Here is a 25,400-nt window from a genome sequence, read left to right as displayed (position 1 = left end):
CATTCACCCATGCCTCCCTGGAGCAAGCATCTCCAGACCTTCGGGAACCACTGCAACCGTAATCTTTCCGTCGATGCCTTCGTATACCTCGCCATCCATGTGCATCACGTCAGGTCCGTCGAGAGACACGTCAATACGCTCTGCCTGGTAACTGCGGACACGATGGTCCTGTGACTGGACGCCGCGGAGATACTGCAGAACGAGACCGGGGATTTCCCATTTCGGGACAGCCCGGAGGATGCAGACATCAAGAAGACCGTCCCGAAGATCCGCTGCGGGGGCGATCTGGAACTTCCCTCCCTCTACTTTCCCGTTGCCGACCGAGAAGGCGAACACCCGCTCGTCAAGCACCACCAGACGGTCCGGAAGTGTAATTTCAATATGCATTTTTACCGGCGCATAACCTATAAGCACCCGAAAAAGCGCATAGGCATACGCCAGCTCACCCTTCAGCCAGGGAGCCCTCTTGACGGCACTGGCAATCCGGCCGGTGAAGCCGATGCCGAGAGAGTTTAGAAAATGACGCATCTCCCCCCCGCTGAACTCGACCCTGCCGACATCCACCCGGGTGCGCACAGCACCGAACTGTGACTCGGGACTTCGATCCCCGGCCACATCGGGGCCGAACGTCTTGAGGAAATCGTTGGCCGATCCGAAGGGCAGCACCCCGACCGCTGAGCCGGTGCCCATAACGGCGTTCAGAACCTCGTGAAGCGTACCGTCGCCACCGCAGGAAATGACAGCACGACCGCCACTTGCCGCTTCTGCTGCAAGCTCGGCCGCGTGGCCCGCACAGGCCGTCGACAATACTTCCGTATCGGCCCGTCCGCCTACCGCCCGGCGGAGGTCCGAAACCCGACCGGCAGCCCGCCGCCTGCCGGCATGAGGATTGACAATGAAAGTGTAACCCGTCTCGAGGGACATGGGGAAAGGGGTTGCATGAAAAAAAGCGCCGTATTCCGGCGCACATAACGATTACGCAGAAACACTTACTCCAACGCCGTATTGATCATCAAATAACAGTATTTTTATCAGAAAACGTCAAAAAAAGTTGTATATCATCTCAAAAAAGACCAATATTACACCAAGCAACCCGCAGTAACGTGGGAAGTATTTTACCCCTCAAGGCAGTACCATGACCGCAGGCGACGAAAAAACAACAAGACGACAGCACTGGGAGAGCCGCCACCGAGAGGAAGGGTACGTCAAGAAAATCCGCCGGGTGAAGGGCAGTGTCCTGCACACATGGGTTGAGGCAGAAGGCGATATCGCGCTGAACACCATGGACAACCGGATGCTTGAGGAAGCTGTTGAGGAGTGCGGCCTTGAAAACAGTCCAATCAGCCTGATCTGGGATCTCAGCCATGTCGGATCCATCACCCTCAACTACAAGCAGTCGATTGCCGACATCATTTTCAACTGGAGTCCCGGTTTCAGCCGCATCGTATTCTTCAACATTCCCGAAGCCGTCCGGATCATCGTGGAGTCGTTTGCGGCCGTAGTACCCGAAGGAATTTCCGTCATGACGGCCGGCAGTTACCTGGAGGCCGAAGCAAAAGCCACAGCAAAGGAACCCGAAAAGAACGGAGCGGAACCGACTGAAATCCACACCCGGACCAAAAACGAATTTCTTGCAGCGATTGCAAGAATATCATGGATGAATATGCTTGATCAGCATATCCCCATACCTCAACCCGACAACCGGTTCCATTCATTTTTCAAGGCGGTGGAGGCAATGCAGTCGGACCTTCGAGCCAAGGAAAATGAAAAGGAGATGGAACTGAATCAACTTAAACAAGACCTGGAACAACGACTCACACACATGGTTATCAAAATGAATGCACAGACGGAACTGAACAGGAAGTCCAGCCGGGATTTCGAAAAGGAGATTGCCGAGCTGAAGTCGAGGATTGCGACCCAGGACATGGAGCTGACCAGGGTGTCGACGGCAATAGCCGAAAAGACCTCTTCACTGCGCAATCTTCTCGACCAGATTTATGCGCTGGACATCGACCCGACGCAGAAACGGCAGATGACGGACTCATGCCTGAGCCTGATTGAAACCGAGACCATTGAGAAGCGCCTGAACATCGAGCTCACCGAAGCCGATTCAGTGTTCCTCTCGAAGCTGCAGAAAAAGCACGCGAACCTGAACCAGCGAGAACTGCGCATCAGCCTGCTCGTGAAGCTGAACTACGATACGCGCGAAATCGCCCGTTCGGTCGGCATCTCGACCAGAGGAATGGAGAGCATCCGCTACCGTATGCACAAGAAACTCGGCCTCGGCAAACATCAGTCGATCAAAACCTACCTGTCAGACCTCGCCATCACCATGTAAGGGAGTCAGGAAGAGAAAAAAAGAGTACCGCGGGCCTTCTTTCCAGACGTACGGCAGGTTTCTGCCGGAAAGAAGGCCCGCGGCATAGCCGCACCTTCAGGCGATGCAGAGGCTTTTGACGTTGACGAATTCCCTGATGCCATAGCGGGCAAGTTCGCGCCCGTACCCCGACTGCTTCACGCCGCCGAATGGAAGGCGGGGATCGGACTTCACCATCCCGTTGATGAAACAATTACCCGTATCCAGGCGTGCAGCTATAGCCGTGGCCCGTTCGATGTTCCGGGAGAAGACCGCAGAGCCCAGACCGAAGGGTGTATCATTGGCAATATGCACAGCCTCGTCGTCGTCGCTGGCCTCGATGAGGGTTGCAACCGGCCCGAACAGCTCCTCGCTGTAGCAGGCCATGCCGGCCTTGACGCCTGAAAGCACCGTGGGAGGATAATAGTAGCCTGTCCGATCGGGGACGGAACCCCCACAAAGCAGTTTTGCTCCTCCCTCAACACTCCTCACCACCTGAAGGTGCAGCTGATCGCGCAGATCCAGACGGGCAATCGGCCCCACTTCGACTGCAGGATCAAAGGGATCACCCATCACAGCCGAACGCATCCGCCCAAGAAGCTGATCCTCGAACGCTCCCATTACCGAAGCATGCACGATGAAACGTTTTGCGGCAATGCAGCTCTGACCGCTGTTGAGCAAGCGGGCCGCGGCGCAGTGGTTGACGGCCGCACTGACATCGGCATCGTCGAGCACGATGTAGGGATCGCTTCCGCCAAGCTCCAGCACGCTCCGTTTCAGTGCATGGCCTGCTTTGGTGGCAACGGCGCGCCCCGCACCCGTGCTGCCGGTCACCGAAACTGCGCTCACCGCCGGATGATCGATGATGAAACCCGTCAGTCGGTCGACATCCTCGAGGTCGATATGTACCGCGCGGTAGAGATGCTCGGGGAAACCAGCCCTCCGGAACAATGACTCCATGGCGACCGAAGAGCCGGTCACGTTGGGAGCATGCTTGACGAGAATGCCGTTGCCCGCCATGATGGCCGGCACCGCAAACCGGAACACCTGCCAGAAGGGAAAGTTCCAGGGCATGACACCGAGCACCAGACCGATGGGATCAAACCGCACGATGCCCCGCATGCCGTCAAGATCGCTCTCTTCCGGCTGCAGGAACCGTTCGGCATGCTCGGCATAGTAGCTGCAGACCAGTGCCGACTTCTTCACTTCGGCCACAGCCTGAGAAAGGGGCTTGCCCATCTCCCGGCTGATCATCTCCGCATGCTGTTCCTTTTCAGCTTCAAGCAGTGCGGCAAGACGGTACATGGCTGCCCTGCGCTCCAGAGGCGCCACAGTCCGCCACTTGCGGTAATCGATATCGGCAAGTGCGATGAGGGCCGAGAGTTCCCGGGCATCCATTACGGGATAGGATGCAAGCTGTTCTTCCGTAGCGGGATTGATGGTGGTGATCATGGGTAGCTGTCGATTCAAGGGCTCAAAAAACTGGTTGAACTGTAAAGGTAAGGATTTCAGCGGTATCGGGAAACCCTTGAGAGCCCCTCTCTTCACTCCCCTTCTTCAAGGCCTTCATAAAGGGCGAGGTAGCTTTCGTATCGGGAGAGGTGCAGGAGCCCCGCCATAGCGGCACTGCGAACCGCGCATCCCGGCTCGACGGTGTGGGAGCAGGAGGAAAAGGCGCAGGATGGCATGAGCGGAAGGAACTCCCGGAATAAGAACCGGAGGTTTTCCCGGCTGATGCCCGACAGACTGAACTCCCTGATGCCAGGCGTATCGATGACGTGACCTCCTCCGGGGATGCGCAGCATCACTGAGCGGCTGGTGGTGTGCACCCCCTTGCCGGTCCTGATGCTGGTGCGCGAGGTGGTGAGCAGCTGCTGGCCGAGGATGCGGTTTATGAGGCTCGACTTCCCTACTCCGGAATGGCCGCTGAACGCCGAGACCCTGCCCTCGAGGGCGGCGAGGAACCGGTCCATGCCGGCGCCCTTCTTCGCACTCAGATGCAGAACCCGGAACCCGAGATCCCGGTATAGCTCCATGTTTCGGACGGCATCGCCCATCGGATCAAGGTCGGCCTTGTTGACGACAATCAGCGGCTCGAGCTGTTCGGACTCTGCAAATGCAAGATAGCGGTCGATGAGCCGGAGATTCGGCGGCGGATCAAAGGAGGAGGATACAACCACGAGCTGATCAATGTTGGCCGCAATGACCTGCACCTTCTCCTTGCTCCGGTTCCTCCTGATATCCCGCTTCCTGCAGAGGGCACTGTGACGCCGGAGTACCATGACGATGACGGCCTCCGGCACTTCGCCCTCTCCCGGAGAGAGCCGGAGCAGCACCATGTCGCCGACGGCGACAAGGGAGGTTCCTTCGTTTTCGGTTTTCGTCAGGGGAATGGTGCGGCAGCGGTAGAGGGTCCCGTCCGGCGCTTCGGCCATATAGAAGGCGCCTGCCGCTTCGACGACCATGCAGGCCGGGAGTGCTGCCGAAAGGGTACCGCCGGTCTCTTCAGGGTTCATCTCGCTGTTGCGTTGTATCGTTCAATATGGCATTCCATCCCGTATCCTCGCCCTATCCGATATCGGCAAGGGTCTGGCGACCGGCGAAGTGCTGCATATACCACCGCCGGATCGGCTCGTTTTCCTGCCGTTCAAGCCGGCTGTCCGCTTCGACAAGAGCGAAGGCCGCACTGCGGGCAGACTGCATGATATCAAAATCAAGGCTGAGGTCCGCAATCTTTAATCCACTGAGACTCCCCGACTGCTCTTTGCCGAGCACGTTGCCGGCACCGCGGATCCGTGCGTCCATTTCGGAAATAACAAACCCGTCGTTGGTCGACTCCATTGCCTGAAGCCGCTCCCGGGCATCCTCGGTGAGCTTCCGGTAAAGAAGGATGCAGTGTGAAGGATGTTCTCCACGCCCGACCCTGCCCCTGAGCTGATGGAGCTGGGCAAGCCCGAAGCGCTCAGCATGCTCGACCAGCATGACGGTCGCGTTCGGAACGTCGAGACCGACCTCGATGACCGTCGTGCCGACAAGGATATGAAGTTCCCCGGAACGGAATCGCTGCATGACCCCATCTTTCTCCTCGGGGCTCATCTGTCCGTGGATGAGGCCGAGCCTGAGATCCGGGAATACCGCGCCCGAAAGCTCCCCGAAACTCTCCACGGCAGCCTGCAGGTCGATTTTCTCCGACTCCTCCACAAGCGGGTAGACAATGTAGCCCTGACGGCCGGCCGCGATTTCCCGGCGGAGGAACTGGTGGGCCTTCGCCTGCTCGGAATCGGGGCGGACGATGGTCTTCACTGGCTGACGGCCGGCCGGCATCTGGCGGATCACCGACACGTCGAGATCACCGAAGACGCCCATGGTGAGGGTTCTCGGAATGGGTGTAGCCGTCATCAACAGGACATGGGGGTTCCGGGCCTTTTCCTGCAGGGCCTTGCGCTGGAGAACCCCGAACCGGTGCTGTTCATCGATGATGACAAGACCGAGCTCGCGGTATCGGACCGAATCTTCAATGAGCGCATGGGTCCCGACAGCAACATGCACCTCCCCTTCGCGGAGCCGCAGGAGCAGTTCCTCACGCAACCCTTTAGGCTGACGGCCGCTGAAAAGCGCAACCTCAAGGCCGAGCGGCTCGAAAAAACGCCGCATGCCGAGCCAGTGCTGCACTGCGAGAATCTCAGTCGGAGCCATAAAGACCGACTGAAGCCCGTTGTCGGCGGCCAGCGCCATGGCGAACATGGCAACGGCAGTCTTCCCGGAGCCCACGTCACCCTGCAGGAGGCGCTGCATTGGGCTTCCGCTCCGCAGGTCCCGGTAGATCTCCCGTATTGCTGCTTTCTGCGCATCGGTCAGTTCGTAGGGAAGGGATGCATAAAGCCGCGAGGTATGCTCCCCGGAGTGGGTGAATACAGGTGCCTGGCGGAGATGGCGGGCCGTATGGCGGCGGAGTGCGAAGAGCAGCTGCGCGTAGAAAAGTTCGGTCCATTTCATCCGACGCTTTGCCAGCTCGAGGCGCTCCGGAGAGGATGGGAAATGGATCTCCCGATACGCTTCGGAAAGCGGCATGAGTCCGTTCGAATCAAGCAGCGCCCGGCTGAGATTCTCCCTCGCGCCCGGTGGACGGAGCTCAAACGCCTGGGCTATGAGGGAGCGTAGCTGGCGGGACCCGAGCCCCGACAGCTTCATGGCCTCAGTGGTCGGATAGAGAGGAATGATACGGCCGGTATTATAGAGAGAAAAATCGCTCCCCCCCTCATCATGACGGTCGCTGCCGAGCCGGTCAAAGTCGGGATGCTGCATCTGCGGCTTCGCACCGAAATAACTGACCTTGCCATGCACCGCGAGCGCCGAGCCGGGGATAACGGCACGTGCAAAATAACGCACGCCCCTGAACCAGGTCAACTCCAGCGTCCCCGAACCATCGGAGAGGGTCGCCCGGAACCGGGAGCGCCCCCGCTGGCCTGTATCAACCGAGGCCGCAGTAATGGTTCCGACCACCGTGGCTGTCTCCCCCGCCCTGAGCGCCCTGACGGGCGTCATCGCCCGACGGTCAAGGTATCTCCGGGGAAACAGCTCGAACAGGTCCTCGAACGAGTTGAGACCCGCGTCCTGGAGGATTGCGACTTTTTTCGGACCCATCCCTTTCAGGGAAGAGAAGGGAGAACTTTCCGCCATGGCAATTTGGTTGGAACTGGAATGGAATTCTTGTATATTAGCACCCTTATTGTATAGTACAAACAAAGTCAACGACCGACATGAAATCTGATATCCATCCGAAGTACACTGAAGTCACCGTTGTGTGCGCCAACTGCGGCAACTCGTTCGAGACCCGCTCCACCCGGCCATCCATCAAGGTCGACATCTGCAGCAACTGCCACCCGTTCTACACCGGCAAGCAGACCCTCGTCGACACCGCCGGACGCGTCGACCGCTTCAACAAGCGTTTCGCCAAATCAACAGCAGCCCAGGCACAGGCAAAATAATCGGGTCCCGGCTATTGAGCAAACCCGCACCAACTCATCCCAGCAGCCATGAGCGTCAAAGAGGTAAGCCAGAAGAGCGAGCAGAAAATGAAAAAGACCATCGAGGCGTTTCAGCATGAAATCGCTTCGATCCGGACCGGAAAGGCCACAACAGCCCTGCTCGACAGGGTGAAGGTGGAAGCCTACGGCCAGACAATGCCGCTCCGTCAGGTCGGAAACATCGGAGTGTCCGATATCCACACCCTCCTTGTGCAGGTCTGGGACAAATCGATGGTTTCTGCCGCAGAAAAAGCAATCCGCGACGCCAACCTCGGCCTGAACCCCGCCGCTGAAGGGCAGAGCATCAGGGTATCAATTCCCCCGCTCACCGAAGAGCGCCGCAAAGAGTTCGTCAAGCTCACAAGGAAGTTCGGCGAGGATTCGAAAGTCTCCCTGCGCAACCATCGCCGCGACATGATCCAGGAGATCGAAAAGCTCGAAAAAGAGAAGGCCATCAGTGAAGATGACCGCAACCGCGGGAAGAAAGAAGCCGATGATCTTCTGCACCGCTTCGAGAAACAGATCAGCGAACTGATTGCACAGAAAGAAAAGGAGATCATGGAGGTCTGAGACCTCCACTCCCCCCTCCCCGTCAGAACTCCAGCTCCGCCCCCACTCCGGCCGATGAGGCCCGGTATCGGTAGAGTGCGTCATTCGAATCATTCCAGTTCACATACCACCCCGCAGAAAGCTTTAAAAGCGTACCCTGCCTGTTGAGGCGGAGGGTCTTCTCAGCCCCCATAGACACCTCCAGGCATGCATCCTCACGCAGGTCCGCAAGCGGAGCACCCGCTGCATCCAGCACAGCCCGATCATAAGATTTCCATTTCGCAGCGCAACCGATGCGCAGCATCACTCCGCCCGACAACAGTTGCGAAACCATGGCGTCCGCCTCCAGACTTTCGTAGCTGTAGGGATCATCATAAAGATCCTCGATCATGTAGCCATCCTCGGCAATACCTGCAGCAACAAGTGCATCACCGCCGAAATTGAGCCGATCAACCAGCCTCAGCCGAAGACCGGTCGCTTCAGCCAACGGCAGAGACACGCGTATGAAGGTCCGGAGCTGACATGCTTCGGGGCCCTCTCTGCCCAGATAGTCCTTTGCACCCGCCTCAGCACTCAATCCGAGAGAAGCCCCGCCCTGAAAACGGTGCTCTAAACCAAAGAAAGCAAGCGATTCCCTATTATCAAGATCGCTGATCATCCGGTAGTCCCTCGTTTGGCGGCTGAGGCCGCCCCGGGCCGTCCAGTCAAGGGAGAGCGGAAACTGCATGTCACAATAAAGACCACTCCCCGTATAATCATACATGTCCGTCGAACCGCCGGCTTCCCGAACAGCGAGATTCATGCCGCCACGAACCCGGATGGCGGACGTCGGAGAATAGTAGAGGGTAGCACCGGCTTTGTGGACGGCATAGGAGCTTTCGCTGTGACGGGAAAAGTCCACCATCGTGCCATCGTAGAAAAGCTCACTCTCCCAACCCGGCCACTTCCAGTGCGGAGCGATGCCGGCCGAGAATGTCTGGACCATATCATCTTCACCGCCAGCGGTGTGGGATATGTTTTCTTCAACACTACTTGAAACGGATGCGGAAACATCCCACCGGTCAAGAGCGAAAACACCTGAAGGACAAAGCGCAAGAAACAGCAGGGCTGCTGTTGCCGAAAGGGGGTAGATGATCATCACCGGGTCATTTTCTGCTGCCGCCGCCGCTTCCGGCCGGCCGACCGGACGAAGGAGCCGTCCTCATCGCGTTGCCCTGGCGCTCAATGCTGCGGCCATCCCCCTGCAGGCCCCCTTCCCGAAACCGCCAGTCTCCGGGTCCGCTGCCATCCCCGTCACGACCGTCGGGAATGCCATCTCCGTCGCTGTCCCTGATGAGGTCGTTGATACCGTCCCCGTCCTCGTCCTTGAAGCGCAGGCGCCCCTCATGACGGACACCACCCCCGCTGCTTTCAGCGAGCAATGGAGGTACAGCCACGGCGGAACCGGAGGGAGAGGCACCCGGGAGCAGAAGCAGCAAGCAGAGAGCCGGAATGAAAATCAGAAGATGTTTTGTCGGTGCGTTCATGGTGGCAGAGTCATCTGCAATGGAATAAAAACCGGAGCAGCAGGGTTGCTGCCGCTCCGGATGGATGGTTCAGCGAAGCCTGCCGGTACCGTCACACTCTGCCGTCGGGGTTCCGGTGGGAACAGCCACATAATCCGGATCCTGACCGTTCGGGATGCCGTCGCCGTCGGCATCGGGAGCGTTGTCGTTATAGCCGTCAAGATCGGCATCGGTGAAGCCGATTCCGAGCACCTGCTTCAGGGGGTTCTCTCCGAACCACTGCTTTGCCTGCAGGCTTCCGGAGGGCAGGAATGCCGCAAGGGCAAGGGCAACGAGCGAAAAACGGATGATTTTGTTCATGGGAGCATATGTTTTTTGGTTCACGTGCAGGGAGAAGAAATCCCCCTGTCCGCCCATATTCCATCAATATCCGTGCCAGCGCCGTCATTCGCCGTCATTCGCCATCATTCGCCCGCAAAAGCACGCGGAATAAGGAGACCACACCAACCCCGAGCTGCTCTGTCCCCCGCCTGCAGCGACCATGCCGTCGCCCGTTCGACCGCATGGTCGAACCATGGTCTGAGTCAGCCGGGTTTCATACCGTACTTTTTCAGTTTATAGCGAAGGTGGCGTTCGCTTATTCCGAGCAGCTCCGCCGCCTTGGTCTGTACTTCGCCGCCATCCCTCAACGCCTCGCGGATGAGCGCACGCTCGAACGCCTCGACCCGCTGGGTGAACCCGCCATCAGCTGCGGAGGCGACATCAGCCTTCGGCTCATGGACCCTCATCGGCAACTCCTCCATGTATATGGTATCTCCACGGGAGAGCACGACAGCCTGCTGGATAACGTTTTCAAGTTCACGGACATTGCCCGGCCACGGGTATTTCATGAGCAGGTCCAGCGCCTCGCGCGATAACCCGCATAAAGGCTTGCTGTTTTCTGCCGAAAAGCGTTCGAGAAAAACATCTATGAGCGGACCGATATCTTCCCGCCGTTCCCTCAGCGGCGGGATCCTGACGGGAACCACATTCAGGCGGTAGTACAGGTCGCTGCGAAAGGTCCCGTCTGCAGCCATCGCCTCGAGATCGCGGTTGGTGGCTGCCACAATGCGCACGTCAGCCTTGCGGGACAACGAGCTGCCAACCCGCTCATAAGTCTTCTCCTGCAGCACCCGGAGCAGCTTTACCTGCAGCGGCTGGGGTATGTCGCCAACCTCGTCGATGAAAAGGGTCCCTCCCTCAGCAGCTTCGAACCGGCCTTTCCTCTGCCTGTCAGCACCGCTGAAAGCGCCTTTTTCATGGCCGAACAGTTCACTTTCGAGAAGGGTTTCGGGCAGAGCTGCGCAGTTGACGGCAATGAACGGTCCGTCTCTCCGCTCTCCCCCGTAGTGAAGAGCCCGGGCAACCAGCTCCTTGCCGGTTCCCGTTTCACCGGTAATGAGAACCGCGGCGCTGCTTGATGCCGCCCTTGAAGCAATACTCATCACCCGGTTCATGGCCGCCGACTGCGACACGATGCCCGCCATCCCCGTTCTTCCCGCCAGTTCACGCCGGAGCTGCCTGTTCTCGCTGGCAAGCTGCCTCCGCTCGAGCGTGTTGCGGATCATAACCATCAGCCGATGCAGGTCGACAGGCTTGGTGATGTAGTCGATCGCGCCGAGCTTCATTGCCTCCGTCGCCGATTCGACACTGCCGAATGCGGTCATGATGATGACCTGAATGTCGGGATTAAGCTGCTTCAGTCCGGCAAGCAGCTCCACACCGCTCATGCCCGGCATTCTGAAATCACTCAGCACAAGGTCCACCGCCTCTTCACCTGCAATGACCAGCGCCTTGTCCGGACGGTCCGCAGTCAGGACCCTGTAGCCCTGCTTCAGAAGAAATCCTGCAACGCTTTCAAGTTGCACCCGTTCGTCTTCAACGACAAGAATCGTATATCCCATGCTGTTCTCTCTATGCATTAAGGGTAGCAGTTTCAGGAAACTTCGGCCGAGAAAGGGGCCGTCGGAACGAGAATCCTGAACAGGGTTCCGCCCCCGGGGCGATCCTCCACCACGATCGTCCCTCCGTGTGACTGCACAATCTGGCTCGCGATGCTCAGCCCCATGCCGGTCCCTTCGTCCTTCGTCGTAAAGTAGAGGTTGAACATCTGTTTGCGCTCGTCCGGAGTTGTACCTTTGCCGGTATCGGCAACATCAATTACGGCCATCCCGGCATCTCTTGACACCGCAACCGACACAGCGCCATCGCGGGGTGTGGCCTCCACGGCGTTGCGGACGATGTTGAGCAGTACCTGCCGCATCTGCTCCCTGTCGATCATGGCAATGGTCCCCGGCTCGCCGTAAAGGTTGAAGGCAACCCCTTTGTCCGATGCCTCCCCCTCGAGCACCGCCCGATAGTCGGCAACAAATGCGGCCAGATCAGCCGGGACCAACTCAAGCGCAGGCGGTCGTGCGAAGCCAAGGAACCGTTGGATGATTGCGTTAAGGCGATGCACTTCGGACACAACCGTCCGGAGCAGGTGACGAAACTCCGCTTCGTCCTCCTTCGGGGTGAACTCAATGTCAAGGCGCTGGGCGATGAGACCGATGGCGTTCAGCGGATTACGGATTTCATGGGCGACCCCTGAAGCCAGCTCCCCCATCGCGGTAAGCTTCCCGTGGCGCTCAAGACGCTCCTGCATGGCATGGTGCTCCGTAAGGTCACGCAGCACAACAACAATGCCCTCTCCAACCGCAGAACCCTCTCCCCCGGAGAGTCTGCTGAAGCTTCCCTCAAGAACATGCTCACGCCCTCCGACCCGGTAGCGGAACTCCCGTTTCATCGAAAGAGACTCACCTGAAGCAGCCTCGGCAAAAAGCGATGCAAGCTCCAACGAGAGCAATGCGGCAGGTCTGCCCAGAACCTCATCCGCCCTAACCCCGAACAGACGCTCACCAGCAGCGTTCAGAAGGGTGAGGATCCCCGCACCGTCAACCGACAGCACCGCATCAGCCATGCTTGAGAGCATCGACGAGGAAAAAGTACTTACCCGTTGATAGGCCCCGGCGGCAAGGGCCCTGTCTCGCCTCGTGATCACCAGATTGAACAGGGCAAGTCCCCCGAAAAAGAGCAGCCCGAGCATCATGAAAAACCGGTTGCGGAGCTTGGCGAAGGCCGCGCTGAAATGGTCGGTTTTGAGCCCGACGCGAAGCAGGCCCACATTTTTGCCGTGATAATAGAAAGGGTTGACGACCTCGAACACCGTTCTTCCGTCAAATTCGGTCATACGAGTTGTCGGCTTCCGGGCCCTCAAGGCAAGAGCAAGCACCGGATCGGCAAGCAGCGGATCGGCGCCCGACACGTTTGGGGTCGCTGCCAGAATCGCTGTAGTATCCTGCCAGATGATGTAGTCGATACCCGCCTCGCCGGCACCGATTTTCCGTATCAGGCTCCCGGCCCCGATACTTCGGCGAAGCTCAAGCAACCCGGATGCATCGACATTACCGACAATGGCGCCGCCCCGGCTTCTGGCGATGGCGGCGATGAGCCGGGGACCCCGGTCCGATACACTCTCCCTGATGCCAAGCACGAGCGAGTCGACCCTGCCGGACAGAATCGGCTCCAGTTCCCGCTTCGGATCCCGGTGATGAAGCGAGGGCGCATGGTCTGGCGGGACGTTCCATGCAATGCGCCGGCCCGTACTGTCGAACACGTTGATCCGGTACATACCGCCGGTTCCTGCAATGTCGGCAAGGGTACGGGATGTGAGCGGTTTCAGGCGGTCAATCCGGTCAAGCAGCCTAAGCCTTCCGAGGAGGCTGCCGGTCAAAATCGTACGGTTCCCATTGTAGCCCTCAACGGCGTTTTCAGCACCGACCGTCAGTGCATGAATGAGGAGAGATGCCTCCTCCTGCATCATGTGCTCAATCTCGGCCCGCCGGTATCGGTATTCGAAAATGGTCGAGCCGAGAAAGACGATGATAAGAAAGGAAAAGATGCCCCCGAGATAGGCCGGATGGAGAAGGAGCAGGTGTTTCCTGGACGGATCTATCCGTCTCATGCAAGCCCCTGCCGGGTCCCCTCGAAGTATTCCCGCATAACCTGCCATGCGTCTTTACGCTTCAGCAGACCGTCCAACATGCCGAGCACCGTGGCGGCTCCGGCAGCAAAAAAGAGAGGACGGGCAGAGATGTTGTTGGTATAGTAGATGGCAGGAATTCCACGTTCTTTGGCAAAGCTGTCGAGCGAGGTGGTGCCGATGACAAGATCGGGAGCATATTCCTCCACCGCCTGCATGTCATCCTCAAGGAACTTCCGGTACCTGATTTCGGTGCCGAGCATCGAGAGCACCCTGTCGTCCTCCAAACAGAGCGGAGTTTTGGCGATGGAGGTCGAAGCGTAGGGAACCTCAAGCCCCGCCTCAAGCAGCAGGCGCACGACCGGAAGCTCATTACCCTCGTATCCGGCAACGATTACCCTCCCCTCAAGTGCCTTGAAGCGCTCCATCACCTCACGAACCTTAGCCGCCTCCTCCTCTGCAACGGCGGCAACGGTTTCGGGGTCGAGACCGAGGGCAAGCCCGATGCGGGTAATCCATCCCGCTGTAGCATTGGCACCGATCGGGTTTCCCTCGACAATCTTGCCGCCATTCGAACGGGTGAGGGCTGCCGTCTTTTCATAAAACGGATGAAGCACGGCAAAAACCTCGGCCTGGCCCGCCTCCCGGTAATCCTCAATCGACGTGCCCGGCAGGGTGACGACGGAACTGACCCCGATCTTCTGCAGGATGCTTCCGACCGTCATGGCGTCAAGCGGGAATATTTCACCGATGAGGGCGACGGAACGGGGTTTCTTAGGGGCCTTGAAATCACCGAACCGCTCAAGCAGGGTTGCAACCGTCACGTCCTTCGCTTCGGGATGGGTACGGATCTGGAAGGCCGGCAGCCGCACAAGCACCACCTCTGCGTTGCCCGCCCGACGCGGCAGCAGCTCCTCGGCGATGCCGGCCGTTTCTGCAACGCAGGTGCTGACCACAGGGATCAGCCGGACCGAAGGGTCCAGGGCGATCTCCTCGACCGTTCTGCGCAGGTCATCAATCATCGTGCCGCCGGAAATCTCTGCATTCATCAGCCCGGGGGAGATTATGGACTTGCGGGCCGCGTAAAACTGCGACACGAAGGTCAGTCCGTACAAACACCCCTGGTCGGCAGCAAGACAGACCTGGGAACCATCGATCCTCGTCAGGACCCTCAGCCCCCCGAATGCGGGACACATCGACTGCGGATGCAGTGCCTTACAGCTCTTTTTCTCCATGGGAGACAACCCGTTTAATGACCTTTTGTATATATGCTCCACCGGCAATCCGCTGCGGCAAGCCGCGCATTGCTTCGACCGCTTCACTCCGGAACCGGTAACGGCCGGTCCGGAGACGCCAGTAGTCACGACCGTCCTGGCGTGCAGGCCACACCACCGCCTTGACACCCGCCGAATCAAACCGGACCTGCTCCCTTTCGGCGGTCATTCGCCGCGTGAAGGTGGCCAGTACAATGGTGAACTCCCCCTCATCAAGCAGTACTTCATCCGGAACGACTGCGGAAACCGGAGCCGGCTGCGGCACGGGCAGCTGTTGCTCCTGAGGAGGGAACACGCCCGCCGGCAGACGGGGCAGGTCCGGAACCATGGCGGAACGGACTGTGAAAAAACCCGCCGCAAAACAGACCAGAGCGAGAGCGGCGACACCGGCAAGGGAAGCAAAACGCCTCTGCTTCAACGGGGTAGCCATCCCGATGGAAGGCAGATCCTGATAGTCACTGTTGATGATTTGAAGAAGGCCGGGCTCAAGACGGAAGACAGCGTGCCCATGAGCCTCTGCCGTAAAGCGGCCGAACCCCGGAAGGATGATGGCTTCATTGCGGTCAAGCGCCCCCGAAAATGCCTTATGCATCGCCCTCGACGTCCGCTTCAGATTGCTCTCGTCCATCTGCAGACGGGTCCGGAGCAGGTCCCGGGTCTGATCGCGACCGGCCCGGCGGCTGTGAAGAACGGCGTTCGAGGGTGCGGTGTAGACCCATCCGCTCTCTGAAGCCTCCCTGAGCGGAGGAGAGTAGCTGATCCTGAAGGAGCCGAGTCCCCTGATGGCCACCGAGCCACGCTCAAGAAGCTCGGCCGACATCGCCGCGGAAAAACGGGCGAGGAGGCTTCCTGCAGCGCCCTCGTCAAGGGCGAGAAGGCCGGCGATGCGCTCTATGCAGTCAGTTGCAGCCATAGGGAAAATGGGGTGATTGCCGTAAATGAAACCCAATATAACACATACCCGTTTGACATCCACTCCGGCCAGAAGACTGAAGATTCCTGCCACGATGAGAGAGCCCGCCACTGCACTCAAGTCTGGAGCTGATGGTGCCCCCGACCCTCTGGCGCAGCCTACCAACCTATATACTTGGCCTCAGGAGAAAAAACAACGACATTCGCACTGCTCGGCATTGCCCGACAAACATGCACATGCACCGGTTGGTGCTCTATCCTCAAAAAGGTCCGAATGATATGGTCCGGGGGATCTGGTCCCGGCAACAGCCTCAAAGGCGTATCCGGCAGAATTCATCGTAATGCCCCCCCGCAGACACAGCAAATCCTTCCGAAGGCATGGCAGGCAGGAAAAGAGCGCGCACGATGCATTTTTTTTCCTTACTTACCTGTACAGCGATTTTCAGAACCCATCCACCCCGGGGAATCAATGGCGGAAACAACACTTTCAGTCAGCGAACTGACCAAGCGGATCAAAGGCGAACTCGAATCCATATTCCCGGCCGTAAGGGTCAAGGGGGAGGTCTCCAACTGCAAGAAGCACAGTTCGGGGCACATCTATTTCACCCTCAAGGACGAAGGGGCCCAGATTCCCGCCGTCATCTGGAAACATACCGCTGCCCGCATACAGACCACGATAGAGGATGGAATGAGCGTCATTGCCGAAGGCCGGCTTGAGCTTTACCCTCCGGCAGGCCGCTACCAGCTCATCTGTTCTTCACTCACCGAGGAGGGCGAGGGAGCCCTGCAGCTGGCATTTGCAGCACTCCTCCGGAAACTCGCCGGGCTCGGGTGGTTCAGTGATGAAATCAAGAAGATGCCCCCCCGTTTTCCCGAGACCATCGGCCTCATCACCTCGCCGACCGGCGCCGTGATTGAAGACATGCAGAACGTGCTCTCACGCCGGTACCCTTCGGCAAAACTCCGTCTCTACCCGGTCAAGGTGCAGGGACGGGAGGCCGCCCTGTCGGTCCGGGAAGCCATCGGATGGTTCAATAGAGAGACCCGGAACCGGCCCGATGTCATCATCATCGCCCGGGGCGGGGGATCCATGGAGGACCTGCAGGCGTTCAACGAGGAGAGCGTGGCCGAAGCAATCCACTGCTCCGCCATCCCGGTCATCAGCGCCATCGGCCATGAAACCGACATCACCATCGCCGACATGGTGGCCGACCTGCGAGCCGGCACCCCTTCGATCGCTGCGGAACTGGCCGTCCCCGACAGCCTTGAACTGCTGCGCCATATTGCATCGCATTCAGCCACCCAGGCAGGCCTGGTCATGGCCAAAGTCCAGGGGGCGGAACGGGAGGTCGACTCCATCCGCGGCAGCTACGCGTTCAACCGCCCGCTGAGCATGCTGCAGCAGTTTGAAGAACGGGTAGAAGGAATGCGCGAACGGATGGCAAGGAGCCTGCAGGGCACCTACCGCGATACCCTGCAGCGCAACGAGGCAGCCATCTGCCACCTCAACCTGCTTGATTACCGCAAAACCCTAAAGCGTGGCTATGCCCTTGTACAGAAAGAGGGAAAAGTGGTTACGGACGGCCATTCGCTCAAAGAGGGCGAGGCCGTGGAGATATGGTTCCATGACGGTACGATTCCGGCATCGCTTACCGGAAAGCTGCGCTCACGCCCTTGAGCCGCGGCGAAGGATGCTCCGCACAAGCTCCAGATCTTCCAGAGTGTTCACTCCGGGGTTGTCGACGGTTGTGTTTACGCAACGGATCCGGAACCCGTTTTCCAGCAGACGCAGCTGCTCCAGCGACTCGGCCGCCTCGAGCATCGACACCGGCATCGCAGCAAAGCGCTGAAGGACATCGGCCTTGAATGCATACAGCCCCACATGACGGTAGAACCTCAAGGAAGAGGAACTGTTCCGGACATACGGGATAGGGCTCCGGGAGAAGTACAGCGCGTGGCCTTCACTATCCATCACCACCTTCACAACATGCGGGTCATCAATCTGGGCCCGGTCATCGGGGCCGAGCGCGAACACCAGCGTGGTGCAGTCAGGAAGGACGGAGCCCATGGGAGCATCGAAAAACGGCTGAAGGGCGAGGTCGATGTTCTCCGGGCTGATAAGCGGCTCATCACCCTGAAGGTTCAGGAAGACATCGGCCTGAATGCTGCGGGCCGCCTCGGCGATCCGCTCGGTGCCGCAGGAGGCCGTTGGCGATGTCAGCACCACTTCGGCTCCGAGGGGCTCAAGCACCGCAGCGATTTCAGGGCTGTCGGCAGCCACGACCACCCGTGAGGCGAGGCGTGAGCGGAGGGCCTGTCTCCAGGTACGCACGATGAGCGGCTCACCTTCAAGGTCGGCGAGCATTTTGCGGGAAAGACGGCTGGAATCGAGGCGGGCGGGAATGAGGATGACGGCGTTCATAGTCCGGGGATGGAGGAGTTTCGAAGGATGCTGCGGGCCTCTTCTGCCGAGAGCCCTTCAAGCATCACGCTTTTCGTTCGGGACGTAGCTCCGGAAACAATCGATACCCGGCAGTCGGGTATGGAGAATAGTTTCGAGAAAAGGCGGCAGCACTCGCGGTTGGCAGCGTCATCGACAGGGGCTGCTTTCAGGGTAACCTTCAGGGCGTTGCCATATGGACCGGAAACAGCGGTCTTCGAGGAACGGGGCTGCACCCGCACGCCGAAGACCGCATTGCCCTTCTTTTCATGGAACTCGACCACAGCCGTCCTATCCGATCACCTTCGGGACCTTGAAGAACCGGTCCTGACGATCGGGCGCGTTCTGCAGCGCTTCGGCGTTCGATATTGAGGGCCGCTCCACATCGTCGCGCAGTACGTTCTTCTGGTCATGGATATTGCTGAGCGGCAGCACACCTTCGGTGTCGAGTTCGCCGAGCTTCTCGACATAGTGAAGGATGCTGTTGAGCTCGTCCGTCATTCTTGAAGCCTCCTCATCAGTGAAGCTGAGGCGTGCAAGTTCAGCAATGTAATCGACGTCTTTTCTGTTAACCGACATAATTAAAAGGGTATAGTCTCGTTCGTAATAAATAAAAAAACTTCCCGCCGGTCCTACAGCCGGCAGATATCCAGCTTCTTTTCATCCATCCGGTTCCTCGGACGCGATTCTATCGGCATCCAGTCGCGCACTTCCTCACCGAGATAGAGCTGACGGGGACGGGCAATCTTCTGGTCGCTGTCCTGGACGTGCTCGGTCCACTGCGACAGCCAACCGGGAATCCTGCCGATGGCAAAGAGTACGGGGAACATGTCGAGCGGGAAACCCATCGCCTTGTATATCAGGCCGGAATAGAAATCCACGTTCGGATAGAGCTTGCGTGCAATGAAGTAGTCATCCTCGAGTGCAATCCGCTCAAGCTCGAGCGCGATGTCGAGCAGCGGGCTGCGGCCGGTCTCCTCGAATACCTCGAAGGCAATCTTCTTGATGATTTTCGCCCTTGGGTCGTAGTTCTTGTAAACGCGGTGACCGAACCCCATCAGCCGTCCGGAACCCGCCTTCACCGACTTGATGAACTCAGGCACCTTATCGATGGAACCGATCTCCATCAGCATACGGATAACCGCCTCATTGGCGCCACCGTGCTTGGGGCCGTACAGGGCGGCGCACCCGGCGGCAACGGCTGTGTAGGGATCGACGCCGGAGCTGCCGACGGCCCGCACCGCATTGGTCGAGCAGTTCTGTTCATGGTCGGCATGGAGGATGAAGAGCACGTCGAGCGCACGCTCAAGCACCGGATTCGGTCTGTAGTTATGCTCCGTCATCTTGAACATCATAGAGAGGAAGTTCCCGGGGTAGCTCAAGTCGTTGTCCGGCAGAACATAGGGGAAGCCCATGCTGTGGCGGAAGCTCATGGCTGCAAGCGTCGGAATCTTGCCGATAAGACGCCGCACCTGAAGCTTGCGGGAGTCCTCATTCATGATATTCTTGGCGTCCGGGTAGAATGTGGATAGCGCACCCACGGTACCGACCATGATACCCATCGGATGTGCATCGTAGCGGAACCCGTCCATGAACTTCACGATGTTGGCGTGGGTCATGGTGTGATGGTGGATATTGTAGGACCAGACAGCCAGGCGCTCCTTGTCCGGCAGCTCCCCCTTGATGAGAAGATAGGCCGTTTCGAGGAACGTGCTGTGCTGGGCAAGCTGCTCGATCGGATACCCCCGGTATCGGAGGATGCCGCGATCGCCGTCGATGTAGGTGATGGCACTTTTGCAGGACGCGGTGTTCAGGAATCCGGGATCGTAGCCGAGAAGGCCGAAATCATCATCAGATAGCTTGATCTGACGGAAATCCATCGTCTTGAATGCACCGTTTTCCACCGGGATGTCATAGGTTTTTCCCGTACGGTTGTCGGTTACTGTCAGCGAGCCCGAAGGGTTTACAGTGGTCATTGCGTGATTGGTTACGTCCTTGAAAGTAGCCGGAGGAGGCCGTCCCCGGGCGGTTAATATACTCAGAAAAAAAAGGAAAATACTTTTTGGATTTCAGAGGGCCACTGCCTACATTTACAACTCTTTCACGGAGCTGTAGCTCAGTCTGGTTAGAGCGCCTGCCTGTCACGCAGGAGGTCGCGGGTTCGAGCCCCGTCAGCTCCGCAAGGAAACAAGGTCCCCACCCGAGGGGCCTTTTTCATTTCCGCCCCGACATCCTCCATCAGCTTCGTTTCCGCCTATCGCGCAGATAGATTGATTTCGACTGCCCGTCCCCGCCGATGCGTTCATCCACCTCGAACAGTTGGGTTGCGGCAATAAGTTCTCCAAGTTTTCCGTAGCCGTAGTTGCGCGGATCGAACTCCGGAGACTGCTTGGCAATGTTGCTTCCGGTGGCCGCCAGATGGGCCCAGCCCGCCTCGTCCGATGATGCCTCTACTGCGTTGCGCAGGAGGCGGACGAGACGGGTGTCCTGCTTGAGGTCAGCCGCCGACTTCCGTTTTATCGGCTCGTTCTCGTTTATTTTGGCGCGAAGCACCTCGGTATAGATGAACTTATCGCAGGCTGAAACGAAGGGTCCCGGGGTCTTCTGCTCGCCGAAGCCATAGACGGTCAGGCCGGCTTCCCGTATGCGGACAGCAAGCTTGGTGAAGTCGCTGTCGCTCGAAACGATGCAGAACCCGTTGAAACGCCCCGTATAGAGCAGGTCCATGGCGTCGATGATCATGGCGCTGTCGGTCGAGTTCTTGCCTTTCGTATAGCCGAACTGCTGGATGGGCTGGATCGAGTACTCGAGCAGTACCTCCTTCCAGCTTTTCAGGGCCGTTGAAGTCCAGTCTCCATAGATGCGCTTGACGTTCGAAGTGCCGAATTTGGCTATTTCAGCCAGAAGCCCTTCGATGATGGAAGGCTGGGTATTGTCGGCGTCAATGAGCACCGCCAGCCGGTCCGATCTCTCCTCTGCCATTGGATTGTTCTCCCCTGTCAAATGTGTTCCTGTTTCCCTGCCGGCAAGCGGTCTCACTGCACGACCCTGAGCCCCGGTTTGCCGATGACCGGCATATTGGCCTGAATGCTGATCATGTCAGGATCGAAGTCCACCCGGACCACGTTCTCCAGATAGGTAGCCCCGGCACCTGATACGCCATCAAGCTCCATCAGTGCATCCTTCACCGAACCGATCACAACCACCGCAACCAACTACCCTCTACCCTCACGTCCTTCTTCATGCCGCACCGCTGTGAATTCGTTTCTGCCTTTACCGGTAAGGTACAATGGCGGCGGACCATCACGAAATCTTTCCTTGGCAGAAGATCAGCCGTGTGTGTATATTTTGCTATTTACCGTTCCCCCGCACGTTGATTGAAACAGAATGGGGTCCGGCTCATTTCGACCAAGCCAGAGGGCCCATGAAACGAACCACGCCGCAGCCGCGCACCCTGTTCAAGAGGGTCCTTATCTTCATCGGCCTTCTGGCGCTTCCCGTCCTCTCATCCTGCACGAAACCGCATGATGACATCCGCTCGCTCCAGCAGGAAGTGTGGCAGCATCCGGGTGACACCGGAGCCCTCATGAACCTTGCCAACGCCTTTGCGCGCGCAAAGCGCTATGACGAGGCAGCAGAGGCATACAGCGGAGCCCTGAAGATCAATCCGGAGCTTGATGCGGCATACCACTCCCTCGGAGCGGTCCGCTTCAACCAGGAACGTTACAGTGAGGCTCGCGACTGGTTCCGGAAGCATCTTGATCGCGCGCCAACGGACTCGTTGCGGAACTACGACCTCGGCAACGCACTCATGCAGCTGAAAGACTACGGCCGTGCTGCAGAGGCCTATGAGGCGGCGATTGCAAACAGCCACTCCTTCACCGAAGCCCACTACAACCTTGCCGTATGCTTCACACATCTCGACAGGATGGCAGAAGCCCGTCAGATTTATGACTGGCTTCTGGATAAAAACAATTATCTTGCCGTTTCTCTGCAAAGCCATCTGAAAGGGGGAAAGCCGGACGGCCAAAAGCCGTGAACAGGCACTACAATGCCGACTGATACTTATGAGTGACCACCATATCATCATCACGCCGAGAGAGACACCCCTACCCATAGCACAGGCGGCCGAAGCCATCCAGACAGCACTCCAGCAGCATGGCGGCGAAGGCTCCGCCACCCTCCATCCGCCTGGTACACTTCTTATGTTCCGCCAGCCGGTGCAGCCCTTAGACCCCGCCGGGTGGCTCGCAGCCCAGAGCATCCGCCCCAGAATCTTCTGGAGAAACCGGGAACAGGACTATGCCGCCGCCGGCATCGGTATCGCCGACGCCCTCACCTTCAGCGGCAGAGAACAGAACAGTTCCGTCTTCAATCGTCTCGGTGAAGCATTGGCCGAAAAGAGCCGCGCCGCGAGGTATTTCGGAGGAATCTCGTTCAACAGCCGTGAACAACAGGACCATGACTGGAAGAACTTTCCTGCGTTTTCCTTCATTCTCCCGATACTTGAGCTTTCCCTGGAAAACGGCGAGTGCAGACTCACCTGCCACATCCATTCAGGCGCACCCCCGGAAACCCTCGCCAGAATAGATGAGGCCCGGGCCCTCATCGCCTCGCTCCAGAACGAGTCCGGCGACACCGAAGAGCGTTTCCCTGCCCTGACCGGCCGTACATGCAGCCCCGATCGGGAGGGATGGATACGGAACTGCAGAAAAGCCATTGCGACTTTCGCAGAAGGCAGCACCGAGAAAATCATGCTCGCCCGCAAAACCACGCTGGAGTTCGCTTCAGCCTGCAACCCGATGCTCTTCCTGCTCCGCCACCCCTATCCGCGAAACACTACATACCGGTTCTATTTCGAACCTGAAGAGGGATGCGCATTCCTGAGTTTCACCCCTGAACGCCTCTATCGTCGGGACGGATCCCGACTTCTTACCGAGGCCCTTGCCGGCACCTGTTCAAAAGAGAGTGCTGCCATGACCGACGAGTACGCATCACGGACCCTCCTCGGCTCCGAAAAAGACATCAGAGAGCACCGGTTCGTCAAAGACATGATCTACAATGAGCTTCTCCCCGCATGCAGCCAGATCGAGATGGAGGATGACGTGCAGGTGCTTCAGCTGAACCGCCTCGCACACCTCTACACCCGCTGCTCGGCAGTCCTGAAACCCGAGTGCAAGGATGACGGGAACGTCCTCTCCATTCTGCACCCGACGCCGGCCGTCGGCGGCGTGCCGAAAGAAGACGCCATGCGCCATATCATGGAGCTTGAACCCTTCAGCCGCGGCTGGTATGCCGGGCCGGTCGGATGGATCATGAGGGACGCGGCGGAGTTCGCTGTCGGCATCCGCTCGGCGCTTGTCAACGGCACAACCGCCTCGCTCTATTCAGGCGCAGGGCTCGTCCGGGGATCCGACCCCGAACTGGAATGGAACGAGGTCGAGCAGAAGATCGGAGACCTTCTGGCCATCACAGAGGGGAAGGCATGAACAATCCTCAGGTCACCACGATCTGGAGCACGGTCCTCGTCGAGGAGCTCATCCGCCAGAATGCCTCAATGTTCTGTATCTCACCCGGCTCACGCTCCACCCCGCTCACCGCCGCCGTCGCGAGGAACCCCCGTGCGAGCTGGAAAATGTTCCCGGACGAGCGCTCCGCAGGCTTTTTCGCACTTGGCCACGCCCGTGCGACCGGCCGCCCTGCCGTTCTCATCTGCACCTCCGGCACGGCAGTGGCCAACTACTTCCCTGCCGTTGTCGAAGCTTCGGCAGATTTCATGCCGATGATCGTGATATCGGCCGACAGACCTTTCGACCTGCAGGAGTGCGGAGCCAATCAGACCATCCGTCAGGACGGCATCTTCGGACGCTACGCGCGCTGGCATATGCAGCTGCCGCAGCCATCAACTGAAATACCCCTTCAGTCGCTGCTCTCGACTGTCGAACACGCCGTCGCCAAAAGCCTCGGCGCACCCCGGGGCCCCGTCCACCTGAACCAGCCGTTCAGGGAACCCTTCGAACCCGAACCGTTCGAAGGCCATCACCCCTGGCTTGAGCCCCTCCAGGCATGGAAACTCGACGGACGCCCCCGGACTTCATCAGCTCATCCTGAACGCCGGCCCGACGCCCGCGCCATTTCGGCCATCCGCAACCTGCTCTCCACGGCCAGGAGGCCGCTCCTCATTGCAGGCAGCATGCCCTCTCCAGATGACGCCCGTGCTGTCGCATCTCTTGCCGACGACCTCCGCATCCCACTCTACGCAGACCTCTCCTCGGGCCTCCGCCTCACGGAGGGCATCCGGGCATGGCAGCAGGCATTCGCTGCGCCGGCATTCCTCGACCGGTTCCGTCCCGATCTCGTCGTGCATTTCGGGGGACGGCTTATCGCCCGCCATCCATCGACAGCCCTTAAAGCATGGAAGCCCGCGCATTATGTAGTCGTCAGGGAGCACCCGGAACGATACGCTCCCGATCTCCCGGTGAACCTCTCTCTTGAGTCCTCTCTCCAAACTGCCGCTGAAAGCCTCATGGGCTGCAGGAGCGAACCCTCCCCGATCAAGGAAGCGGCCGAAGGGTTCTTCCGGAAGTGCAGCGGAGCGCTTGACTCCCTCACGGAAGCGAGCCTGCCGCTCAGCGAAATCTCGGTCGCTCGACAAATCTCGCAGCTCATTACCCCCGGGGAGGCGCTCTTCACATCCAACAGCATGTCGGTCAGGGAACTGGACTCGTTTGCCGCAGCTTTGCAGCCGGACGGGCCGCCGTGCGGGCTCAACCGTGGAGCAAGCGGTATCGACGGGATCATCTCAACGGCAGCGGGGTACGCAGAAGGCCTCGGAAGGAAAGTCACGCTCCTTATCGGCGACATCGCCTTCCTCCACGACCTCAACGCCCTCTCGCTCCTTCGATCCCTATCCCGGCCGATGCGTATCGTGCTCCTCAACAACAACGGAGGCGGCATATTCTCATTCCTCCCGGTTGCCTCCTGCAATGACATTTTCGAGGATCACTTCGCCACCCCGCAGCACTTCCAGGCACAGCCGGCCGCCGCGATGTTCGGGCTCCTGTACGCCGCTCCCCGGACCAACCGCGAATTCGAGGAGTGTTTCCTCGCTGCCGGCGAAGCCCCCCGGAGCACCATCATCGAGATTGCCTCTTCCCGCAGCGAAAACGTCGAACAGCACCGTACCCTGCAGGCCCGGTTCAACGCATTTGCTGAAGCTGCCTTCACCGCCCCCTGAATCGGTTTTTCTTGTGTCTTCCCGGAGAAAAGCGTTAACT

General features: G+C 59.0%; 24 protein-coding genes and 1 tRNA gene. 8 read left to right on the top strand and 17 right to left on the bottom strand.

Features of this window, described 5'->3' with window-relative positions:
- Window positions 1–3 precede the first annotated feature (3 nt).
- Window positions 4–924 (bottom strand): diacylglycerol kinase family protein, encoded by a 921-nt coding sequence (locus tag A3K90_RS10085; RefSeq protein WP_303682484.1) that lies wholly within the window; start codon window positions 922–924, stop codon window positions 4–6.
- 211 nt (window positions 925–1,135) lie between these two features.
- Here A3K90_RS10085 and A3K90_RS10080 point away from each other — a divergent pair, with 211 nt between their 5' ends.
- Window positions 1,136–2,338, top strand: a complete 1,203-nt coding sequence (locus A3K90_RS10080; protein WP_303682483.1) for a transcriptional regulator — start codon at window positions 1,136–1,138, stop codon at window positions 2,336–2,338.
- A 96-nt stretch (window positions 2,339–2,434) separates the two neighbouring features.
- Here the strand turns inward: A3K90_RS10080 and A3K90_RS10075 are convergent, their stop codons facing one another.
- The 3 genes from A3K90_RS10075 to recG all read right to left on the bottom strand — a co-directional run bounded on the left by A3K90_RS10075 (window position 2,435) and on the right by recG (window position 7,036).
- Window positions 2,435–3,808, bottom strand: coding sequence for an NAD-dependent succinate-semialdehyde dehydrogenase (locus A3K90_RS10075; RefSeq protein WP_303682482.1), 1,374 nt, complete (start codon window positions 3,806–3,808; stop codon window positions 2,435–2,437).
- Between the two features lie 92 nt (window positions 3,809–3,900).
- The gene (gene rsgA, locus A3K90_RS10070) at window positions 3,901–4,872 is read right to left on the bottom strand and encodes a ribosome small subunit-dependent GTPase A (protein WP_303682481.1); all 972 of its coding nucleotides are present in this window, start codon (window positions 4,870–4,872) and stop codon (window positions 3,901–3,903) included.
- Between the two features lie 52 nt (window positions 4,873–4,924).
- Window positions 4,925–7,036: an ATP-dependent DNA helicase RecG gene (gene recG / locus A3K90_RS10065; protein ID WP_303682480.1), complete on the bottom strand. Its 2,112-nt coding sequence runs from the start codon at window positions 7,034–7,036 to the stop codon at window positions 4,925–4,927.
- 80 nt (window positions 7,037–7,116) lie between these two features.
- Between recG and rpmE the strand changes: the two genes are divergently transcribed.
- Together rpmE and frr are read left to right on the top strand one after the other, a co-directional pair.
- A complete protein-coding gene (rpmE, locus tag A3K90_RS10060; protein WP_303682479.1) occupies window positions 7,117–7,344 on the top strand; it encodes a 50S ribosomal protein L31 in 228 nt (75 codons plus the stop codon).
- A 48-nt stretch (window positions 7,345–7,392) separates the two neighbouring features.
- The gene (frr, locus tag A3K90_RS10055) at window positions 7,393–7,953 is read left to right on the top strand and encodes a ribosome recycling factor (RefSeq protein WP_303682478.1); all 561 of its coding nucleotides are present in this window, start codon (window positions 7,393–7,395) and stop codon (window positions 7,951–7,953) included.
- A gap of 22 nt (window positions 7,954–7,975) precedes the next feature.
- Here the strand turns inward: frr and A3K90_RS10050 are convergent, their stop codons facing one another.
- From A3K90_RS10050 to A3K90_RS10020, 7 genes are all read right to left on the bottom strand, one after another.
- Complete coding sequence (locus tag A3K90_RS10050; protein WP_303682477.1) at window positions 7,976–9,070, bottom strand: hypothetical protein; 1,095 nt, start codon at window positions 9,068–9,070, stop codon at window positions 7,976–7,978.
- A gap of 7 nt (window positions 9,071–9,077) precedes the next feature.
- Window positions 9,078–9,458 carry a hypothetical protein gene (locus A3K90_RS10045; protein ID WP_303682476.1) on the bottom strand — a complete coding sequence of 127 codons (381 nt, stop codon included), beginning with the start codon at window positions 9,456–9,458 and terminating at the stop codon, window positions 9,078–9,080.
- Window positions 9,459–9,527: 69 nt separating this feature from the next.
- Window positions 9,528–9,797 (bottom strand): hypothetical protein, encoded by a 270-nt coding sequence (locus tag A3K90_RS10040; protein ID WP_303682475.1) that lies wholly within the window; start codon window positions 9,795–9,797, stop codon window positions 9,528–9,530.
- A 224-nt stretch (window positions 9,798–10,021) separates the two neighbouring features.
- Window positions 10,022–11,380 (bottom strand): sigma-54-dependent transcriptional regulator, encoded by a 1,359-nt coding sequence (locus A3K90_RS10035; protein WP_369690421.1) that lies wholly within the window; start codon window positions 11,378–11,380, stop codon window positions 10,022–10,024.
- Window positions 11,381–11,412: 32 nt separating this feature from the next.
- Window positions 11,413–13,479: an ATP-binding protein gene (locus A3K90_RS10030; RefSeq protein ID WP_303682473.1), complete on the bottom strand. Its 2,067-nt coding sequence runs from the start codon at window positions 13,477–13,479 to the stop codon at window positions 11,413–11,415.
- Window positions 13,476–14,732, bottom strand: a complete 1,257-nt coding sequence (gene bchY / locus A3K90_RS10025; protein ID WP_303682472.1) for a chlorophyllide a reductase subunit Y — start codon at window positions 14,730–14,732, stop codon at window positions 13,476–13,478. Before bchY ends, A3K90_RS10030 begins: the two co-directional genes overlap by 4 nt.
- Window positions 14,713–15,684: an SPOR domain-containing protein gene (locus A3K90_RS10020; RefSeq protein ID WP_303682471.1), complete on the bottom strand. Its 972-nt coding sequence runs from the start codon at window positions 15,682–15,684 to the stop codon at window positions 14,713–14,715. The genes bchY and A3K90_RS10020 overlap by 20 nt, the downstream gene beginning before the upstream one ends.
- Window positions 15,685–16,152: 468 nt before the next feature.
- Between A3K90_RS10020 and xseA the strand changes: the two genes are divergently transcribed.
- Window positions 16,153–17,361, top strand: a complete 1,209-nt coding sequence (gene xseA, locus A3K90_RS10015; RefSeq protein ID WP_303682470.1) for an exodeoxyribonuclease VII large subunit — start codon at window positions 16,153–16,155, stop codon at window positions 17,359–17,361.
- On the opposite strand, the gene kdsB is transcribed toward xseA, so the two are convergent.
- Genes kdsB through A3K90_RS09995 form a run of 4 tightly spaced genes read right to left on the bottom strand, consistent with a single transcriptional unit; the run spans window position 17,350 to window position 20,099 of the window.
- Entirely contained in the window at window positions 17,350–18,105 is a 756-nt protein-coding gene (gene kdsB / locus A3K90_RS10010; RefSeq protein WP_303682469.1) for a 3-deoxy-manno-octulosonate cytidylyltransferase, read from the bottom strand. The two genes, xseA and kdsB, sit on opposite strands and share 12 nt — an antisense overlap.
- Window positions 18,102–18,407 (bottom strand): DUF167 domain-containing protein, encoded by a 306-nt coding sequence (locus A3K90_RS10005; RefSeq protein ID WP_303682468.1) that lies wholly within the window; start codon window positions 18,405–18,407, stop codon window positions 18,102–18,104. Before A3K90_RS10005 ends, kdsB begins: the two co-directional genes overlap by 4 nt.
- 7 nt (window positions 18,408–18,414) lie before the next feature.
- Window positions 18,415–18,702, bottom strand: a complete 288-nt coding sequence (gene gatC, locus A3K90_RS10000) for an Asp-tRNA(Asn)/Glu-tRNA(Gln) amidotransferase subunit GatC (protein ID WP_303682467.1) — start codon at window positions 18,700–18,702, stop codon at window positions 18,415–18,417.
- A gap of 53 nt (window positions 18,703–18,755) precedes the next feature.
- Entirely contained in the window at window positions 18,756–20,099 is a 1,344-nt protein-coding gene (locus A3K90_RS09995) for a citrate synthase (RefSeq protein ID WP_303682466.1), read from the bottom strand.
- A gap of 129 nt (window positions 20,100–20,228) precedes the next feature.
- Here A3K90_RS09995 and A3K90_RS09990 point away from each other — a divergent pair.
- Window positions 20,229–20,303 (top strand) — tRNA-Asp (locus A3K90_RS09990).
- Between the two features lie 58 nt (window positions 20,304–20,361).
- On the opposite strand, the gene A3K90_RS09985 is transcribed toward A3K90_RS09990, so the two are convergent.
- Both A3K90_RS09985 and A3K90_RS09980 read right to left on the bottom strand, forming a co-directional pair.
- Window positions 20,362–21,105 (bottom strand): NYN domain-containing protein, encoded by a 744-nt coding sequence (locus A3K90_RS09985; protein WP_303682465.1) that lies wholly within the window; start codon window positions 21,103–21,105, stop codon window positions 20,362–20,364.
- A gap of 53 nt (window positions 21,106–21,158) precedes the next feature.
- Window positions 21,159–21,338: a copper chaperone gene (locus A3K90_RS09980; RefSeq protein WP_303682464.1), complete on the bottom strand. Its 180-nt coding sequence runs from the start codon at window positions 21,336–21,338 to the stop codon at window positions 21,159–21,161.
- 209 nt (window positions 21,339–21,547) lie between these two features.
- Between A3K90_RS09980 and A3K90_RS09975 the strand changes: the two genes are divergently transcribed.
- From A3K90_RS09975 to menD, 3 genes are read left to right on the top strand one after another with little or no spacing between them, the layout of a single operon-like run.
- The gene (locus A3K90_RS09975; RefSeq protein ID WP_303682463.1) at window positions 21,548–22,162 is read left to right on the top strand and encodes a tetratricopeptide repeat protein; all 615 of its coding nucleotides are present in this window, start codon (window positions 21,548–21,550) and stop codon (window positions 22,160–22,162) included.
- 28 nt (window positions 22,163–22,190) lie between these two features.
- The gene (locus tag A3K90_RS09970) at window positions 22,191–23,612 is read left to right on the top strand and encodes an isochorismate synthase (RefSeq protein WP_303682462.1); all 1,422 of its coding nucleotides are present in this window, start codon (window positions 22,191–22,193) and stop codon (window positions 23,610–23,612) included.
- A complete protein-coding gene (gene menD / locus A3K90_RS09965; RefSeq protein ID WP_303682461.1) occupies window positions 23,609–25,360 on the top strand; it encodes a 2-succinyl-5-enolpyruvyl-6-hydroxy-3-cyclohexene-1-carboxylic-acid synthase in 1,752 nt (583 codons plus the stop codon). Before A3K90_RS09970 ends, menD begins: the two co-directional genes overlap by 4 nt.
- The last annotated feature ends 40 nt before the right edge of the window (window positions 25,361–25,400 follow it).

The organism is Pelodictyon luteolum, from assembly GCF_001622165.1.
GTDB classification, from domain to species: Bacteria; Bacteroidota; Chlorobiia; order Chlorobiales; family Chlorobiaceae; genus Chlorobium; species Chlorobium luteolum_B.
The sequence above is the reverse complement of the archived record's forward strand: the minus strand, read 5'-3'. Positions and strand labels throughout refer to the sequence as shown.

What these genes read in the sequence shown, in the direction of transcription:
- A3K90_RS10085 (WP_303682484.1), bottom strand. Translation starts at nt 924, where the DNA reads ATGTCCCTCGAGACGGGTTACACTTTCATTGTCAATCCTCATGCCGGC.
- A3K90_RS10080 (WP_303682483.1), top strand. Translation starts at nt 1,136, where the DNA reads ATGACCGCAGGCGACGAAAAAACAACAAGACGACAGCACTGGGAGAGC.
- A3K90_RS10075 (WP_303682482.1), bottom strand. Translation starts at nt 3,808, where the DNA reads ATGATCACCACCATCAATCCCGCTACGGAAGAACAGCTTGCATCCTAT.
- rsgA (WP_303682481.1), bottom strand. Translation starts at nt 4,872, where the DNA reads ATGAACCCTGAAGAGACCGGCGGTACCCTTTCGGCAGCACTCCCGGCC.
- recG (WP_303682480.1), bottom strand. Translation starts at nt 7,036, where the DNA reads ATGGCGGAAAGTTCTCCCTTCTCTTCCCTGAAAGGGATGGGTCCGAAA.
- rpmE (WP_303682479.1), top strand. Translation starts at nt 7,117, where the DNA reads ATGAAATCTGATATCCATCCGAAGTACACTGAAGTCACCGTTGTGTGC.
- frr (WP_303682478.1), top strand. Translation starts at nt 7,393, where the DNA reads ATGAGCGTCAAAGAGGTAAGCCAGAAGAGCGAGCAGAAAATGAAAAAG.
- A3K90_RS10050 (WP_303682477.1), bottom strand. Translation starts at nt 9,070, where the DNA reads ATGATCATCTACCCCCTTTCGGCAACAGCAGCCCTGCTGTTTCTTGCG.
- A3K90_RS10045 (WP_303682476.1), bottom strand. Translation starts at nt 9,458, where the DNA reads ATGAACGCACCGACAAAACATCTTCTGATTTTCATTCCGGCTCTCTGC.
- A3K90_RS10040 (WP_303682475.1), bottom strand. Translation starts at nt 9,797, where the DNA reads ATGAACAAAATCATCCGTTTTTCGCTCGTTGCCCTTGCCCTTGCGGCA.
- A3K90_RS10035 (WP_369690421.1), bottom strand. Translation starts at nt 11,380, where the DNA reads ATGGGATATACGATTCTTGTCGTTGAAGACGAACGGGTGCAACTTGAA.
- A3K90_RS10030 (WP_303682473.1), bottom strand. Translation starts at nt 13,479, where the DNA reads ATGAGACGGATAGATCCGTCCAGGAAACACCTGCTCCTTCTCCATCCG.
- bchY (WP_303682472.1), bottom strand. Translation starts at nt 14,732, where the DNA reads ATGGAGAAAAAGAGCTGTAAGGCACTGCATCCGCAGTCGATGTGTCCC.
- A3K90_RS10020 (WP_303682471.1), bottom strand. Translation starts at nt 15,684, where the DNA reads ATGGCTGCAACTGACTGCATAGAGCGCATCGCCGGCCTTCTCGCCCTT.
- xseA (WP_303682470.1), top strand. Translation starts at nt 16,153, where the DNA reads ATGGCGGAAACAACACTTTCAGTCAGCGAACTGACCAAGCGGATCAAA.
- kdsB (WP_303682469.1), bottom strand. Translation starts at nt 18,105, where the DNA reads ATGAACGCCGTCATCCTCATTCCCGCCCGCCTCGATTCCAGCCGTCTT.
- gatC (WP_303682467.1), bottom strand. Translation starts at nt 18,702, where the DNA reads ATGTCGGTTAACAGAAAAGACGTCGATTACATTGCTGAACTTGCACGC.
- A3K90_RS09995 (WP_303682466.1), bottom strand. Translation starts at nt 20,099, where the DNA reads ATGACCACTGTAAACCCTTCGGGCTCGCTGACAGTAACCGACAACCGT.
- A3K90_RS09985 (WP_303682465.1), bottom strand. Translation starts at nt 21,105, where the DNA reads ATGGCAGAGGAGAGATCGGACCGGCTGGCGGTGCTCATTGACGCCGAC.
- A3K90_RS09975 (WP_303682463.1), top strand. Translation starts at nt 21,548, where the DNA reads ATGAAACGAACCACGCCGCAGCCGCGCACCCTGTTCAAGAGGGTCCTT.
- A3K90_RS09970 (WP_303682462.1), top strand. Translation starts at nt 22,191, where the DNA reads ATGAGTGACCACCATATCATCATCACGCCGAGAGAGACACCCCTACCC.
- menD (WP_303682461.1), top strand. Translation starts at nt 23,609, where the DNA reads ATGAACAATCCTCAGGTCACCACGATCTGGAGCACGGTCCTCGTCGAG.